Raw genomic sequence first — 16,158 nt, forward strand, 5'->3', positions numbered from 1 at the left:
TCCCGGCGGACGCCCGGAATGGGCAACGGTGCGGGTCAGGAGTTCGGGCCGAGATGGCTGCGGCGTTCTTCCGCGGTCAGCTCGCGGGTACGACGGGATTTGGCCAGTTCGAGCACCGTTCCGGCCGGGCCGCACACCTCGCAGGCGCGGGTCCGGACGAGGCTGCCGCCCAGACCGGTCGCCAGCGAGCGACCGAGGAAGATCTGCGGGCTCAACCCCCTGACGATCCGCGTACCGTCGGGGCTGAACGCCGCGAGACCGCCGGTCGCGCCCCAGCCGGTCAACTCCAGCGGTTCGCCGCCGCCTGCCGCCCGCCAGAGCCGCAGGTGACCCGCGGGTTCGTTGGTGACCAGCCAGGTGCCGTCAGGGCTGAAATTCACTTCACGGACGGTGTTCTCGGCGCCGTACAGCACGTCCGCAGGCTCGCCGCGGCCGTCGGTGTCCCAGAGCCGGATGGCGCCGTCCGCGGCCGCGGCGGCCAGCCGCAGCCCGTCCGGGCTGAAGGCGAGGCCCGTGATGTCCTCCACATGGCCGCGGAGAATCTTCGGCTCGCTCTTGCCGGCCAGGTCCCAGACGACGACGGTGTGGTCGTCACGGGCGTCGGCCAGCTTCATGCCGTCCGCGCTGAGTGCCACGTCGCCGTCGGCTCGGCCGGTGGGCCGGGTCTGCCAGCCGGTGAGCGCTGTCAACCCGCCGGACGGGGAGATCTGCCACACCTGCGGTTCGGTGCCGGAAGCGCCCGCGACGATCCGCTTCCCGTCGGCGCTGAACGCCAGGCCGATCGGGACGCCGCGGAAGGGCGCGGGTGTGGTGACCGGCGCGCCGACGGTGGCGAGGTCCCACAGGCTGAGGGTCCCGGCCCGGCCGATGCCCGCCATCCGCCGGCCGTCAGGGCTCAGCGCGACGAGGTAGCCGGTATCACGCGGGCCGCGCACCTCGGCCGGGGCCGCGCCGCGCCATATCTTGATACGGACGTCCCGCGGGCTGAGGAGTGAGGTCGGCCCCGCGCTGACCGCCACCGTGCTCGTGTCAGCGCTGAGCGCCAGGGGCCTGCCCTCGCTCGGTGCCGGGTCGCCCGCCGTGACGTCCCACGTCCGCAGGGTGCCGTCCGCATCGACGCTGACCAATGACTTACCCTCCGGGGTGAACGCCGCCCCGCGCGGATTCCCCTTCGGGCTGCGCAACACCAGCGGGTCGGCGTCGCTGCCCGTCGTCCAGACACGGATCACGCCGTCGGCGCCAAAGGTCGCCATACGATTCCCGGCCGCGGTGAACACCAGGCCGTTGAGCTTCGGGGCGTGGCCGGTCAGCTCGACCTGCGGGATCCAGTCGCCGGCCGGCGCCTCCGTCGCGTCCCAGACACGGGGAACGTCGCCTTCGACGGTCGCGACCCATGGTCCACGCGGGCTGAAGGCCGCCTGCTCCGGCTCGCCGCGCGTGGCCGCGCGCTGCAGAACGGGCCGGTCCCGGGTCATGTCCCACAGTCGCAGCGGCGATCCGTTGCCCCCGGTGGCGAGCAGCCGGCCGCTGGGGCTGAACGCGACGCTCCTGACCGCGCGGCCGGGGACGCTGAGCTTGACGGGCTTGGAACGTCCCGGCTTCCAGATGCGCACGCCGTCGCTGTGCGCGCTCGCCACCGTACCGTCCCGGCTGACGCTGACGCCGTGGACGCCACCGTCAACGGTCCCCAGGACCACGGGCGGACCGCTTGACGCCAGGTCCCACAGCACCAGCTCTCCTCCGGAGCCTCCTGTGACGAGCTGCCGGCCGTCGCCGCTGAACGCGGCGCTCTGGATACCGTCCGTCCGATCCGCCTGGAGCACATGGCCGGCCCGGCGCGGTGCGGTACCGTCCAGGCTCCAGATCTCCAGGCTGGCCGGGCCCGACCCGGCGCCCCAGATCGCGATCTTCCGGCCGTCCGGGGTGGCCGTCGTTCCTGTGACCCTGCGCAGGCCGACCGGGGTGGAGCCGCGCAGCCGGGAGTCCGCAGTGGCCTGGCGGAGCACGAGGTCGGCCTCCGGAGTCGGCTCCGCCTCGTACGCCTCGATCGCCAGCAGCAACGCCAGTTCCGGGTCCTGCTGGAGCTGGCGGCGTGCTTCGGCGGCCAGCCGTACCGAGGCGGCGCGGTCGCGCTCGACGTCCCTGTCGCCCACCTGGACCAGGACGAGCGCGGCCAGCACGATGACCGCGGCGGCAGCGACCGGCAGCCCGCCGAAGGCGAGACGGGTCCGGCGGCGGGCTCGGTCGCGCTTGGCCGCGCTCGAGCGGCAGGCCGCCAGGAAGGTCCGCTCCAGCTCGTTCAGCGGCACGAAGCTCGCCTCGCCGTCCCAGAGGGCGAGGCGAGTGCCGCGGTACAGGTAGTCCTCGCCACGCCCGTTGCGGTCCCACTCGGCCGCGTCAGACGTGAGCCGCTGGTGCCGCAGAAGGGTCTCACGGTCCGCGGTGAGCCATTCCCGCAGCCGGGGCCAGCCGGTGAGGAGCGCTTCATGCGCGATGTCGACCAGGTCCTGGTCCACGACGACGAGCCTGGCGGCGGCGAGCCGGTCGAGGACCGCGTCCAGCTCGCCGGCGGGTCCGATGCCGGCGAGCTCGTCCCGGTCGAGACCGCGGCGGGTGTCGGAGCTGCCCGAGCCCAGGGCGACGAGCCGCAGCAGCACGGCGCGGAGCAACTGCTGCTGGTCGGCTTCCAGATCGGCGTACAGGTGCTCAGCGGTCCGCGCGATCGCGCCGGACACGCCACCCACGGCCCGGTAGTCCGCCAGCGCCAGCGTGTCTCCCTGCTGCCTGCTCCACGTTTCGCGCAGCGCGTGCGCGACCATCGGGAGCGCCCCCTTCTGCTCGGCGGCCTCGGCCACCACGGTGACCACCAGATCCGGGTCCACGCTCAGCCCCGCCCGGGCGGCGGGTTCGGTGATGATGGCGCGCAGCTCCTGCTCGGACATGGGGCCGACCGGCAGGTGAACGCTGTCGAGGAGGGCCGCGGCCAGACCGGCATGCGACATGCAGCGCTCGTAGAAGTCGGTGCGGATCCCGATCACCAGCGCCGGGCCGTCCTGACCGCTGACGAGCTCGCTCAGCGCGTCGAGGAAGCCAGCGCGTTCCGGCTCGTCGGCGCAGAGCGTGAACGTCTCCTCGAACTGGTCGATGATCATCACGTCGGCGCCGTCAGCGTCGGAGGCGTGCAACCGGGACAGCGGGTGCGCACCCGGAGTGAGCAGCGTGACGGTAGTTCCGTCGGCGGTCAGCCGCGCGGCCAAGCCGGCCCTCAGCAACGAGGACTTGCCGCTGCCGGTGGCCCCGCGGACCACCGTCAGCGGTCCCTGCTTCACGGCCTTCAGCAGGACCTCGAGAAGGTCGTCCCGGCCGAAGAACAGGTCGGCGGCGTCGACGTCCAGCGGAAGCAGGCCGGGGTAAGGGCAACGGCGCTGCGACCGTTCGAGTTCGGCCGCGACCAGCTGCCACTTCCGCTCCCATTCGGCGGGGTCGCCACCGCAGGCGACGGCGTACGCCAGCGTCGCCTCAAGAGTGGGCAGCCGCGTCCCGGTGGCCGCCTCGGCGAGGGTGCTCCGCGAGAAATGCGCGCGCTCCGCGAGTACGCGGTAGCTCGGTCGCCCGGCCTCGTCCCTGAGCCGGCGCAATTCCCAGGCGAGCCTTTCGACGGGACCGGCCAACGGATCCACCGGCTGCTCGGGCCGCCCCAATGTGCACTCACCTCTTGTTGTCCGGAGTCTTCGCCGCGTTGTCCTGAACCCACGGAGGGCTATTTCGGACATCCCTGGGCCGCCTTAGACCTTAGATCTCCAGCACGACAAGAGGGGGCAAATAATGAGATTTCACGTACTGGGATCCTTGGAGATCCACGCGGGGGATGGAGCCGTCGTCGCTCACGTGAACCGGGCCGGGCTCCTGTGCGGCATGGGCGACAGGGTCGACGTCCGGCGCGACGTCGAGGCCGGCCTGACGCTCGCGCCGTCCGATCCCCACCTGCTGCGCCTGGGCGGCCGGCCAATGGGCCGACTCCTGGACCGGCTCCTGGCCGAGGACAACGACATTCCGGCCGTCAAGGCGGCCCTGTCAGCCGCGGTCGTGGCTGATTCCAGGCCGGCCGAGGCGGGAGCGTCCCGCGATGCGTCGGCCGACCAGGACGGAGACCTGGACGCCCCCGTCCAGTTCTTCGACGTCCACGCGGACGTTGCCGCGGTCGCAGACCACCCCGGAGAAGGGCGGAGGCCGGCCGGGGGGCCCGGTCGTGGTCGTTCAGCACCTCGGTCGAACGCCCGAGATGCCGGTGGAAGGCAGCACGCTCGAAACAGGCGCGTGACTTCTTCGGGTCGACGGTGACGACCGCGGTGTAGTCGCCGATGGCCTTCTCGTGGTCGCCGGACCGAGTTCGGGCAGCGGCCTGGTGCATGAGCATCTGGCGTCCACGGAGATGGCTCGGAAAATACGAGATCCCGTCCGATTCAGATGATCGGACGGGATCCCGTCAACCTCAGTCCAGCCGTTCCAGGAACGGCCCTGGGTGGGGTGTTCACGAGTGTGATTGAGCTGCGATGAAGTAGGGGTGGCGAAGATCGCTTCCCAGGTTCTCTGTGATCGTTTCCCGGACGAAGATATGATCGCCATGTGAAGCTGGCGCGCTTACGATCATGGGGCGGCGGCGCGGCCGTTTCTCCACGGACAACATTCGCAGGAAGTTCGGCGGCCACACCGATCCTCAACTGGCGGCATCCTCGGGTGCTGGCGTTGTTGACCGAGACCCGGGACGTTGGCCCTGAGGCAGAGCGAGCGTGCCTGATCACGGCGCACCAACTCATCGCCGCCCGCGTGCGCCCGGTATACGCCATGAATGAAAGGCAGCCTGTCTCTACGACCCTGGGTCTGGGACGCGGTTCGTGCAGCCAGCGCTTGGCGCTGCTTGAGGCCGTGGCACGCGGCTGCGGAATCGCCACTCGGGTAAGAGGTTTGCTGCTCGATGGGCGTTTTTGGTACCCGCGGTTCCCGCGCCTGCGTGCGCTGATCCCCCGGCACGTGGTGCTGGCCTGGCCGGAGTTCCTCCTCGATGGTCAGTGGGTGGCCGTGTCCGAACTCTATGGTGATCTGGGCACGCTGCGAGCGGGAGGCCGATTCTCCAACACAGGTGGCGTGACACTCTTCGACGCGATTGCGCACACTGCCGTGGACTGGGACGGCAGCACCTGCTCCTCATGTGACCTGTCAGGACACGTCCTGGCCGATCTGGGCTATTTCGACTCCCGTGACGATCTCTTCAAACAGCACGGTCAAACCTTGTGCCTGCCGGTACGCATTCCTGCAGATCTCCTCATGAGTCGTCGGGCGGCTTGAGACGCGTGGTCCACAAAACAACACCTTGCCCTGCAACCTCGATGGATGCGGTGAGGGAGTTCGATCACCGGCCCGCGGGTTTGCGTCGCCCACCCAGCGGCTCGAAGACCCCGGAAACAGGGAATCCCGCCCGATCCGATGATCGGACGGGATCCCGTCAACTTCGCGCATGGTAGTGGTGTCTGCCTGACAACAGGTCGACAGTCGGAGGTGTTCACGAATTGGGCTGGCCTGGGGTGCAAGAGGGGCGGGAAAGATCGCTTCCCGAAGGGAGAATGATCGTTTCCCACACCTGCCGCGCGAGCTCTGGCCTGAAGAAAATTTGGTTGCCCCTCGCCCTGCAACCGCGATCGTCTCCAACCGGGCAAGAGCCACGAGGACGCAGCACTGCGTGAGCTGTGTGAGGATATTGGGTTGATGGGTGTGGTGTCGGACCGCGGTGTGGCGAGAGCATAATGAGGACCCGCCGGCTTGGCCAACGGCTTTGCGGGCTCGGACTTCACTCCGGTTTAGCCGTTCGGGGCGCGCCTGGCCGCACTCGAGATCACAGGTTCACCATGGTCAGTGGATCGCCCACTCGTTCCTCGGGATCCGCTCGGTGTCGTCGGCCCATGCCTCGTTGAGGAAGAGCGGGCGGGTCAGGAGTCGATCGTCGGCACGTTGCACGCGCAGGATGAACCCGAGGTCCGCTGATCCAGGCTCGTAGTTGCCGAAGTAGTAGAAGGGCAGTTCTTTCGCGGTGAGGTAGTTCTCCAGCCACTCCTCCATCACCGATGGCACCCGCGCCACCAGCTCAGTGCCGTCTAGAGTCACCTGCGGGCCGGTCCGCATGTCGATCGCGATACCAGCCAAGAGTTCGTGAATGTCGAAATACAGCTGCACTCCCTCGTGCTTGAAGTCAAGCTCGCTGCTGCGTCGCATCAGATCCTCCGGGGACCTGCCGAGCGCACGCGCCACGTCGGCGTGGCTTGTCCCGAACCGCAGTGGTCCGACGCTCACCAGCGGCGCAAACTCCCACCGTTCCCGTTCCGCATCGTCCTTCACATCCCACCAGCCCATAGTCTCTCCCTCGTTTGCCGCTGTCTCGGCTGTCATCGTCATTCCATCCAGTGGCAGGGATGGAGCTCGATGCCCACGACGTATCCCGCCGAATAGGCCCAGGCGGGATGAACTCGTCCAAGGCGGGCGCGGGCTTCCCGACCCTGATCATCTTCACGAACCGTATGCTTCGCTGGCGGCGGCTCATCCCCACGCTGCAACAAGCGGTTTGCGATCTTACTGGGTCCACGGACGCAGCATCGCCGTGAGCATCCGGCGGGTCTGTAGTCGCAAAGGCGGGAGCTGCGCTCGGCTGTGAGGCGCCTGTTGCAGATGTGTCTCTTCACGCGAGCCGCAAAGCCATCTACAGTTACGGTTTGCAGGCGCTATGTGACTCTTTGCGATCGCAGGTTTTCTGCGGGTTGCGCACGGCGCCAGGTACGTGGAGGTCGGGCATGATGTTGGGCGAAGCATGGCTGCTGGAGCAGCTGGCTGCGGAGGAGGAGTCCGTCCGCGGGCGACTTGAGTCGTTGCGCGAGCAGGTGGCGGCCCTGGAAGAGCGACTGAGCGACCTGGCCACCGCCCGGAGGATAGTCGCGCCGATGCTGGCCGGACGATCCCGGCCCGAGCATGCGTCCCCTGGCGGCGCACCTGACGCCCCGACGCCCGCCTCGCCGCAGGAAGCCGCGCCGGCGCCGAAACCGGTCGCCGGGCTCGACAAGAAGGTCGTTGTGATCATGGCGAGTTACGGGCGAACGATGCGGGCCAAGGAAGTGGCTCAAGCGCTGGGCGAGCCCGACGTGCGGGGGCGGGTGGAGACCACCCGGGCACGGCTCAAGCGGCTGACGGCGCTGGGCTGGCTAACCCAGCACGAACCGGGCCTGTGCTCCATCGCCGCGGGCATCAATGGCCACGCGCTGGGGGGAGTCGCCAACGACGAGGCATAGAGCAACAGACACATCGCTGGTCAGGCGCTCAACGACGGTCGTGGGCGCCGGGCCGGACGAACAGGGTGCCGCCGAGATTAGGCCCTCGGCGGCACCCGTGGTTGCGTGAGCACCCTCTAGGTCTCAACTGACAGTGTCTCGCGCACTCCCGAGAGTAACTCGAATGGGGTCTCTTGGGGAGGCGTCGAGCCTGGATTTGCCCTGCCCTGCGATCGCCGGGCAGGGGCGGGAAGGATCGACGATGCCCTCACCAGGGCGAGAACGGGTCCGGCGCGGGTCAGCTTCCACCGCTCCCGGTGGGCGAAGCAGGCCACAGCCGGACGGCCAGGCCAGCCTCCAGCTGGGCGATGGCCGCCACATCCGGCCAGCAACGCCCGACGGCCACGTCGTTGACGGTCTGCCGGTTCACCCCACTGACTTCGGCCAGCCGGCGGAAACTCAGTCCCCGCTCTGCCATCACTGCTTGCAGGGTCGCGGCGATGGCCTGGACGACGGCGGCGGCTGGATGGCCGGACAGGTCCGCGTGGGGCCAGTTCTCCGGGTCGTCGGCCAACTCCCGGGGAGAGCGGGAACGCCCGCGTCCTTCGACCATGACAAACGGCTCCTTTTGGTAGATGTCGACGCCCTCCGTAACGGCAGGTTGTCCTGCCGCTTTGGATGGGGTGTGACCCTCGACGCGGAAACCTCGGCCACGATCACCGGCTACCGGCCGCAGCAGGCCCCGGCGGAATGGGACCACATCGCCGGGCACGTGCGGATGCTGGTCGCCGCCAGCGCCGACCGCTCCCCCTACCGCATCGAGCGGCTCCTCACCGCGACCACCCGCCTGGCCGTGTGGTGTCACCGCTCCGGCCTGCCCGATGACCCGGAAGTGTGGCTGCGGCACGAGACGATCGACGCGTTCGTCCTGACCGGCTGCACCGACCTGGCGTCCAGCCCGATCTCGTCTGGCTCTCTCCTTCTCGGCCGCCGGTGGACATCAGCCCTTCGGGATTCCCATGCACCGGATCATCGCCATCCGGGTCGATGCCAGCCGCTACCGGCACCGCGATGGTCGCAGCTCTCGGCCGGGTCGCCAGCGTCGGGCAGCTTCGAGCGCCTGGGTCACTGCGGCGTGCGTGGTGACCGCCTCGGCCTGTTCCTGCCGGACGTTGGCTGCCGGTGTCTCGGGCGTTCGCCAGCGAGGACGCTGTGCCCCGGAGAAGCAAGACGCGACGATGTCCTCGGAATTGGCCACGGTTGGCTGGTGGCTCGCCGGTCATCCGGGGGTTGCGATTTCATGCGCGACCCGACCTCAAGCGGAGGTCACGGCGCAGGGGGAGCGAAACTCTGGAGCAGCGCGTTGGGCTAAGGCCCTGCCCGGTTTATTCAACATGAGAAACGTCAGTGGTGCTGTGCTGAACAGTCCATCGACATGTGCTTAACATGAAGTCGGCGGCCCATCAGGAAAGATTGAGGTTGAGTCCTTTCCTTACGGGGGACTGACCGCGAAGACGCCGCAGCAGGCGGATTTGGCGAAAGCTTGGCGATGTCATTATCGCGCGGATCGCAACAAATCTGCTAGCGTCTGAGACCGGAGGCCGACAGCACCGCTATTCATTCGAGGGAACGCACGCAGCAGATGAATTCTGTGCGACATCCCTGAGACGCTAGTCACTCGCTGTACAGATTCGCCTCGCCAGCTTTTCATGGAGTACGACATGTCCACTAGCTGACTCGACTAAGCAGTCACCGTCATGGCGGTGGCCGTGTCCAAATCTTCAGCTCTGCGAACCTGCTGTTCGGTAATCCGACCCGAAAGGGAAGATGCCTTGACTTCCCGCTTCTTGTTCTGCCCGCTGGCTTCGCCAGGTCATGTCTTCCCCATGGTCGGAATCTCTCTCGAGCTGACCCGACGAGGTCACAGCGTCGCATTCGCCACCAGCGCCCGGTTCGGCGATCTCCTCCACAGCCAGGGAATCCGTCGCATTCCCCGACGTCCTCGCGACGGTGAGTCGTTCCAGCTCGAGACGTGGTGGAACCCGACGAGCATTGCCCTGCAATCCGCCCACATCCTCCAAGCGGCCTCGGAATTCCAGCCGGATGTCCTGATTGGCGGCCAACTCGCCTATGGACCCATGCTTATGGGAGAGGCCCTTGATCTGCCGGTCGCAATCCTCGGGTTCGCTACGCACCTGTTCCCTAAGCCCCGAAGAGACGCCGAGCAAGGTGACGAAAAGCCGGACGAGGCCGAAGAGCGTGCCGCCTGGCGACTGGATTCGATGTCAAAAAAGCTTCATGAGGCCAGGAAATACCTGCACCTTCCGCCCCTTTCCCGGAAGCAGGCGGCGGACTTCCTGTTGGGCGATCTGTTCCTGCTCCAGTCCGTTCCGGAACTAGAGCCGGCGTCCGCAGACCTGCCGCCTGAAGTCCACTGTGTCGGATCCTGCGTATGGGAACCCCCGACTACTGACAAGGATCTTACTGAGTGGATGAAAAACACGGAAGAATTGGGCCCGGTCGTCTATATGCAGCACGGCCGTCTATTCCATCTGGGAAGTCTCTGGCAGGCAGTGACCGAGTGTCTCGGCGGAGCGAATCTTCGTCTCGTAGCTTCGACAGGAAGAACGGATGCAGAACTGATGAAGCCCTCACCTCTCAATTTCTTTGTCCGGGACCATGTCCCCCAGGGACAGGTTCTCCCGCACGCAACAGCGGTAGTCAGTACGGCCAACACAACCGCTGTCCTGGGATCCCTGTCTTTCGGCTTGCCGCTCATCCTGCTTCCGGGCGGGGGTGAACAGTTGGAGATGGCTGCCATCTGCAAACGCATTGGCGCGGCGCTGACGCTCGACCCTGAGGGCGTCACTCCGGAATCACTCCACGCAGCACTCCGAGAAATTGGCGTAAATCCACGATTCCGAGCCTCGGCAATGCATATCCAGTCCTACCTGTCGAAGGTTCAGGGTCATCTCCGTGCGGCCGACCTCCTGGAGTCTCTCGCCGAAGGTGCGGCCGTCTCTAAACGTTCCGTGACTAGCGGATTATCTCGTGCGTGATGGGTCGCCGATCGGAACTCCAGCAAGCATCGACCTGACCGAGGCTTCAACCCCTCGCCGGTTAGGATCCGCAGACAGCCATCGGCGTGGCCGCATCGGATTCGTAAAGGTTGAATCTACGTCCTACCTGACTGAAGAGCGAGAGAGGAAGGCATGGAAGAGAAATCGGAGTCGATTGAGAAGCCCGCGAAAAGAGAGCAAGCCGACGGCAACTGGGTGCGGCGGCCGAACGCACCGAGCGGGACCAGTATCGAAATCGCCAGCCTTACCAAGGCGGACCGAATCACTCCTGAAATGCTGGAGCTGCTGCACCAGCTGATGGTTCGCGCCCAGGAATTCGAGGCCGCCGAAAGGGACGTGCTGGTGGGAACGCCGCCAGATTGCCCGCGGCTCGGACACTGCGGCGCCTACGGCATTCAGTGAGACGGAAAGTTTCATAGGATTAAATCTACCTTCTAACCGACTGGAGAGCGAGAGAGGAAGGCATGGAAAATAAATCGGAGCCGGTTGAGCAACCCGCGGAAAGAGAGCAGACCCAAGGCAGCTGGGTTCGGCGACCAAACGTGTCGAGCGAGATCAGTAACGAACTAAAATGTCTTACCCGGGCGGATAGCCTCACTCCCGAGATGCTGGAAGTGCTGCACCAGTTGATGGTTCGCGTCCAGGAAGCCGAGGCCGCCAATGAGCCCATAGAAAGAGAGTGCCCGACGTTGGCGCAATGCGCCACCTACCGCGCCGATAGCTGCTCCAGCCTTGCATCGTGCGGTACTTTCACAAGGCCGACTTAACCCATCCTCGCCCAACGCTCCATTCATCCCTCAGGTGACGAAATCATGAGAGAATCCCGCTACAACGTCTGGGTGCAGCGTCCCGACGCCGCGTATGTGTTCAATTCTCGCAGTGGCGCTCTGCTGCGCATTCCCACCGAGCACTACGTTGCGTATCGCGCTTTTATGGCCGGCGACACCAACGTCTCCTGCCCGCCCAGCCTCCTGGCCAATCTGATCGCAGGTCTCATGATCGTACGTGACGACGCCGACGAGCTTAAGAGCCTGGAGAAGCGCTACCACTCCAGCCGAAACACCGACAGGCATTTCGCGCTGACTGTGGTCACAAGCCTGGGATGCAACTTTTCGTGCCCCTACTGCTTCGAGGAGAAGCACCCTTCACTACTCGACGAAGAGGTAGAGACGCACATCCTAGAGGTCCTCGACGCACAGCTTCCACACATCGAATCATTCCATGTCACATGGTTCGGCGGAGAGCCTCTTGTCGGAAAAAGGTCACTTTTCCAACTCTCGGACGCCTTCATCCGTCGCTGCGATTCGGGAGCGGTGCGCTATGACGCCAGCATCGTCACCAACGGGTTTCTCCTGGACGAGGTAACTTGCCGAGAACTCGCAGCTCGGAGTGTATCCAGCGTGCAGGTCGGCATCGATGGCCCGCCGACCGTACACGACCGGATGCGGCCCCTCAACAGCGGACGGGGCAGTTTCCACACCATCCTGGCCAACCTGCATAAGGCAGTCCACCATCTCGACATCACCGTGAGAGTCAACATCGACCGCGCTAACGCCTCCAGCGTGGAGGAACTCTTCAAGCTGCTCGCGGACGAAGGCTTCGGGGGGAAGCTGACCGTCTACCCCGGCCAGATCGTCGGCGTGCAGCAGAACCTCCGCGCGCCCTCTGCCAGCTATCACGGGTGCTTCTCCAACGCCGAGTTCGCACGCGAGGAGCAGCGGTTCCTGGACCTGGCGGCACGGTATGGCCTGGCCGCACCACGCGTGCCCTCGCCGAAGGGTGCGCCCTGTACCGCGGTGCGCGCCAATGAACTTGTGGTCGGCAGCCGTGGCGAGCTGTACAAGTGCTGGGATTCAGTCGGCGACCGGAACGAGGTGATCGGTGACATCCGTGACCATGCAAGCCCCAATGGTCGACTGGCCAAGTGGCTCTCCTATGACCCCTTTCAGAACCAAGAGTGCAGGGAGTGCATCGCTCTTCCGGTCTGCATGGGAGGGTGCGCCCACCATGCCTTCGACGAGCTCCTTTACGAGAACCGGTGCGGGACATTCCGCCACACCTTCCACGAGCAAGTGAGCAAGTTCGTCGACTTTGCCGAACAGAATCAGCTCAGTGGGCTGATGAACACAGCGGGGCTCTCCTGATCGGCCGAGACCGCGGTGGCTCCGTAGTTCCCCGCTGAACCGGGCAGGGACTGTAAAACTAACGGCTCTGGCCCGTAATCGGTGGTGGCGTTGGGTGATGCTTGCCAAGCTGGGCCGTGCTGAAGATCGACGATCTTGTAGGTGTGGTGTTTGCAGGTCTGGCTGCCCTGGTCATCGAGGGAGTGCAGGACGAGGACGACCTCGTTCGGGTGATGGCCCGTACCCGGGGCGAGCCGGTGCCGCGTCCGGTGTGTGGCGCGCTGACCGGCCGGGTGCACGGCCACGCGAGCCGGACGGTCACGGATGTCCCGGTCGACGGACGGCGGGTGGTGGTGTCGCTACAGGTACGGCGTCTGCTCTGCCCAGCGTGGGAGTGTCCTCGCCGGACGTTCCGTGAGCAGGTTCCCGGGCTGCTCGAGCGCTACCAGCGTCGCACCAGCAGACTCACCGATCAACTGGGGGTGCGGTGGTCAGGGAACTGGCCGGCCGGGCGGGGGCGAGGCTGTCGGCGGTCCTGGCCGTCACGATCTCCAGGTCCACGGCGCTGCGGCTGCTGGTGCGGCTGCCACTGCCGGCGTTGCGGGTCCCGCGCGTGCTGGGGGTGATGACTTCGCGCTCAAGCGGCGGCACCGGTATGCCACCGTCCTGATCAACCAAACGGGCCGACCGGGTCCGGCCACTGGCAGACGCGCGTCGAGCCGTGCTGGAGGGTCGGGTTTCGTCGGTAGGTGACATGGCGGCAGAATCGCAGTGCCGTCGCTGGCCCACCAGGCCACGACCGCTGGTCTTCTGCCCTGCCCCATGCCAGCCTCCGCTCCATCCGGACCTCCTGCATAGCACGCTCTGCCGCCCACCACCGTGGCCACCCGTACCGGGCGTCGGCCGGTTGACGCTGGGCACGCCTGTGAGGCGGCCGAGGCCTCGATTCGCCTCCGCGGCCGGCACGTCGCGCCTGAGCGCGACGTCGGCCTCAGCCCGCAACCGCACGTGACTCTCGACCACCTGCTGACCATGCAGCGCGGCAGTCTCGTGAAGAGGGGATCGTTCACGGCGACGGGGTGCCCCGCATGGCTTATGGAACGGCCATGAGTTGCCAGAGCACCTCGTCGAGGCACAGGCCGTCCCCGGGATTCACGCTGGAAACCAGCACGGCGAGCACTGCCTTGCGCAGGGTCAGCCGAAGCTGCTCCCGCTCTTCCGGTGGACCGGACAGCGCGCGGAGGGCGACGCCTTCGATGGTGACGGAGAGGATGTCCGCGAGGTCCTCGATGGTGATGCCGGGACGCAGTTCCAGAGCGTTGAGTGCCAGCATCTCCTCGTAGATGAGGATCCATTTCTGACGGGCCGCCCTCCTGGCACTGGGGTGTTCACGAGTACGTCTGGCCTGGGCTAAAACCCATGTCTAGAAGATCGTTTCGCGTAGCGAGGTGATCGTTTCCCAGGGTCAGGTCGTGGTGGTCTCTGACAGAAGCTCCGAGGCCATCCCGCGGGCTGCCGGAAGCAGATGCAGCCTCTCAGCAGTAGTAGTTTGCTCGTGTCATGAACTCGGCGGCGGAAAGCGGCACATCGACACCGTCGGGCTGCTCGCCGCTGTGGTCCTGGATAAGGATGCGACCCGTCGGGTTCGTCTTGGACGCGGTTGTGAAGGAGACGCGGAACGTTCCCCCAGACGTCTTGGCGTTGTACGCGCCGGCAACGTACTTGTGACCTGGCTGGAAGTTCAGATCGCCTTCGACGAGAGACCAGCCTGGCGGAATCTTCTCCAAGTCCAGAAAGACCGGCGATCCGGATAACTTCGGAGCCTTAAGTTCAGCCTGGTCCTCAAGCCGATCATTGACCCTCTGGTAGATGACCACACGGTCTGGGGGCTGCTGGCACCAGGCCACGACCAGTGTCAGCCGTCCTTCGGCGTTGACCGTGATGCCGGTCAGCCCGGTCAACGCTGGGCTGGTCGGAACGCAGCCCATGAGCGTGGCAAGCGCGAGAGCGCCCAAGCCATGCCAGAGCGGGAGCCTGAAGTCACGTGTTCTCACTGACCTCAGGTATTCAGCCGAGGGAGCCAGCTCTACCTGCAACATGAGAAAAGGTGCCCCTGAGCTGCAAGGATTTGGGTGTCGACGCCATATCCAGTGCAGAAGCAGGTGCACCTTTCTGGTGAACGAGCGTACCGGGTGGGACCGCCGGCTGTCTGTCACAGCCGATGGAAAAGGGCTTGTGGGTCATGCGGGAGCGGTGCTGCTGCACAAGCTCGCCGACCGGGTCGGGCTGAGCGAGGCGCTCGGCAGGCTATGGCCGCATCGGCAGAGCGCGACCTGGCGCGACCGCGCGCACGTCCTGGTCAGCCTGGCCACGGCGATCGCGTGCGGCGCGCGGAGCCTGCTGGAGGCCGAGCGGCTGCAAGCTCACCAGGCGGCGACCTGCCGGCCCGGCTGGCCGCCCACGCCCGCCGCCACCTGCGCATCTAACAGACCTGGCCCTGGGCCCAAGCCTTCGTCCTGGCCTGGCAGCGCCTCACCGACCTGCCCGCTCTCGCCTGAGAGCCGGGCCTGACCACGACGATCGAGGAAGGAGCTCATCCGGGCCCGTGGGCCCCGGCGCCCCCGCAGCGTCATGCGACGGCCCGCCCCAACCGCCTTGGGGACATTACGGGCGAACCCGCGGGGCCACTCACGCAAGCCAACCAGCTGAAGAATCGAGGCTGATTCCACATCCTTCGTCTGAGTGCCATCGGGCGCCTCTCGGATCGGCGTTTTCCGCTGAATGAGATGCGTTGAACGCGAAAGTCGTTCGCCTGACCTGACCATGGACGCTTGCGCCATCCTTCAGGATGTTCTTCGGCCTGCGTTGAGGGCGGAGAGCCGCGGTGGCTCTGATGACAATGCGATGATCGTTGTCCACGTGGTGGAGGGCATGCCTTCTTCGTGCGGCCGGTAAGGGATCTTGCAGTCTTTGGGGTCAGCGATGCCATTGCCGCCTACAGTGTGGAGTTGCAGCTATGCGCTGAGTGATAGCGATGGTTCTGGGACTGCCGCGAGGGAGGCGATGGTGACGTCGCTGCTGACAGAGCTGGGCCGGGCCGAGGAGGCCGCACGGCAGCAATGCGCCGAGCTGTCCCCAGCAGATGGAGGAACTGCAGGAGCGGTTGGCCGTGGCGCAGCGGCGCCTGGAACGACTGTCCATCGCGCGCGAGGAGCTGACCGCGCTGGAGGCGGCCGACGAGCCGGCCGACGCGGGGCTCGGCGAGGTTGCCGATGCCGATCATGATGCTGCGGGCCACGTCGCCCCGGGAACTGCCGGGCACGCGGAGGCCCCTCAGGAGCGTCCGGCCCTGCGGGGGCTGCGCAAGGACGCGGTGGTGTTGCTGGCCAGCTCCGACAAGCCGCTGCGGGCGCGGGATGTGGTGCGGGCGCTGGGTCAGCAGGATGTCCGCGGCCAGGTGGAGGGGATGCGCGCCCGGCTCAAGCGGCTGGTGGACGATGGCTGGCTGGCCGAGCGGGAGCAGGGCCTGTTCACGATCGCCGCCGGGGTGAACGGGTTCGCCGGCGAAGGGAGCGCCGCCACGAGCTGAGCCGACATGCCGGTCTGGCGACCGGGTCAAACAGTGGTGCCGCCGAGTTGCAGCTC

At 66.5% G+C, this 16,158-nt stretch carries 13 protein-coding genes and 1 pseudogene; 9 read left to right on the forward strand and 5 right to left on the reverse strand.

Annotated elements, in window-relative coordinates; translation table 11 throughout:
- Positions 1 to 35 precede the first annotated feature (35 nt).
- Complete coding sequence (locus AB0I79_RS42690; RefSeq protein ID WP_357885978.1) at positions 36 to 3,671, reverse strand: helix-turn-helix domain-containing protein; 3,636 nt, start codon at positions 3,669 to 3,671, stop codon at positions 36 to 38.
- A gap of 955 nt (positions 3,672 to 4,626) precedes the next feature.
- Between AB0I79_RS42690 and AB0I79_RS42695 the strand changes: the two genes are divergently transcribed.
- A complete protein-coding gene (locus AB0I79_RS42695; RefSeq protein ID WP_357885980.1) occupies positions 4,627 to 5,346 on the forward strand; it encodes a transglutaminase domain-containing protein in 720 nt (239 codons plus the stop codon).
- A gap of 561 nt (positions 5,347 to 5,907) precedes the next feature.
- Here AB0I79_RS42695 and AB0I79_RS42700 read toward each other — a convergent pair.
- Complete coding sequence (locus AB0I79_RS42700; protein WP_357885982.1) at positions 5,908 to 6,441, reverse strand: hypothetical protein; 534 nt, start codon at positions 6,439 to 6,441, stop codon at positions 5,908 to 5,910.
- Between the two features lie 398 nt (positions 6,442 to 6,839).
- On the opposite strand from AB0I79_RS42700, the gene AB0I79_RS42705 reads away from it, so the two are divergent.
- Positions 6,840 to 7,331, forward strand: coding sequence for a hypothetical protein (locus AB0I79_RS42705; RefSeq protein ID WP_357885984.1), 492 nt, complete (start codon positions 6,840 to 6,842; stop codon positions 7,329 to 7,331).
- 277 nt (positions 7,332 to 7,608) lie between these two features.
- On the opposite strand, the gene AB0I79_RS42710 is transcribed toward AB0I79_RS42705, so the two are convergent.
- Positions 7,609 to 7,923, reverse strand: a complete 315-nt coding sequence (locus AB0I79_RS42710) for a helix-turn-helix transcriptional regulator (RefSeq protein WP_357885986.1) — start codon at positions 7,921 to 7,923, stop codon at positions 7,609 to 7,611.
- Between the two features lie 72 nt (positions 7,924 to 7,995).
- On the opposite strand from AB0I79_RS42710, the gene AB0I79_RS42715 reads away from it, so the two are divergent.
- From AB0I79_RS42715 to AB0I79_RS42735, 5 genes and pseudogenes are all read left to right on the forward strand, one after another.
- On the forward strand, positions 7,996 to 8,682 hold the full coding sequence (locus tag AB0I79_RS42715) for a hypothetical protein (protein ID WP_357885988.1): 687 nt from the start codon (positions 7,996 to 7,998) through the stop codon (positions 8,680 to 8,682).
- A gap of 460 nt (positions 8,683 to 9,142) precedes the next feature.
- Positions 9,143 to 10,369 (forward strand): nucleotide disphospho-sugar-binding domain-containing protein, encoded by a 1,227-nt coding sequence (locus AB0I79_RS42720; RefSeq protein WP_357885989.1) that lies wholly within the window; start codon positions 9,143 to 9,145, stop codon positions 10,367 to 10,369.
- A gap of 153 nt (positions 10,370 to 10,522) precedes the next feature.
- Entirely contained in the window at positions 10,523 to 10,792 is a 270-nt protein-coding gene (locus AB0I79_RS42725) for a hypothetical protein (protein WP_357885991.1), read from the forward strand.
- 410 nt (positions 10,793 to 11,202) lie between these two features.
- Positions 11,203 to 12,534: a radical SAM protein gene (locus AB0I79_RS42730; protein ID WP_357885993.1), complete on the forward strand. Its 1,332-nt coding sequence runs from the start codon at positions 11,203 to 11,205 to the stop codon at positions 12,532 to 12,534.
- A 146-nt stretch (positions 12,535 to 12,680) separates the two neighbouring features.
- A pseudogene (locus tag AB0I79_RS42735) lies at positions 12,681 to 13,197 on the forward strand (transposase family protein); the annotation flags it as partial.
- A 409-nt stretch (positions 13,198 to 13,606) separates the two neighbouring features.
- On the opposite strand, the gene AB0I79_RS42740 reads toward AB0I79_RS42735, so the two are convergent.
- Complete coding sequence (locus tag AB0I79_RS42740) at positions 13,607 to 13,846, reverse strand: hypothetical protein (protein WP_357885995.1); 240 nt, start codon at positions 13,844 to 13,846, stop codon at positions 13,607 to 13,609.
- 202 nt (positions 13,847 to 14,048) lie between these two features.
- Positions 14,049 to 14,474, reverse strand: a complete 426-nt coding sequence (locus AB0I79_RS42745; protein ID WP_357885997.1) for a hypothetical protein — start codon at positions 14,472 to 14,474, stop codon at positions 14,049 to 14,051.
- A 274-nt stretch (positions 14,475 to 14,748) separates the two neighbouring features.
- On the opposite strand from AB0I79_RS42745, the gene AB0I79_RS42750 reads away from it, so the two are divergent.
- Both AB0I79_RS42750 and AB0I79_RS42755 read left to right on the forward strand, forming a co-directional pair.
- A complete protein-coding gene (locus AB0I79_RS42750; protein WP_357885999.1) occupies positions 14,749 to 15,084 on the forward strand; it encodes a hypothetical protein in 336 nt (111 codons plus the stop codon).
- A gap of 571 nt (positions 15,085 to 15,655) precedes the next feature.
- The gene (locus AB0I79_RS42755) at positions 15,656 to 16,102 is read left to right on the forward strand and encodes a hypothetical protein (protein ID WP_357886001.1); all 447 of its coding nucleotides are present in this window, start codon (positions 15,656 to 15,658) and stop codon (positions 16,100 to 16,102) included.
- Positions 16,103 to 16,158: the final 56 nt, after the last annotated feature.

Origin of the sequence: Nonomuraea sp. NPDC050202, from assembly GCF_040656115.1 — a bacterium.
In the GTDB taxonomy this organism is placed as follows: domain Bacteria; phylum Actinomycetota; class Actinomycetes; order Streptosporangiales; family Streptosporangiaceae; genus Nonomuraea.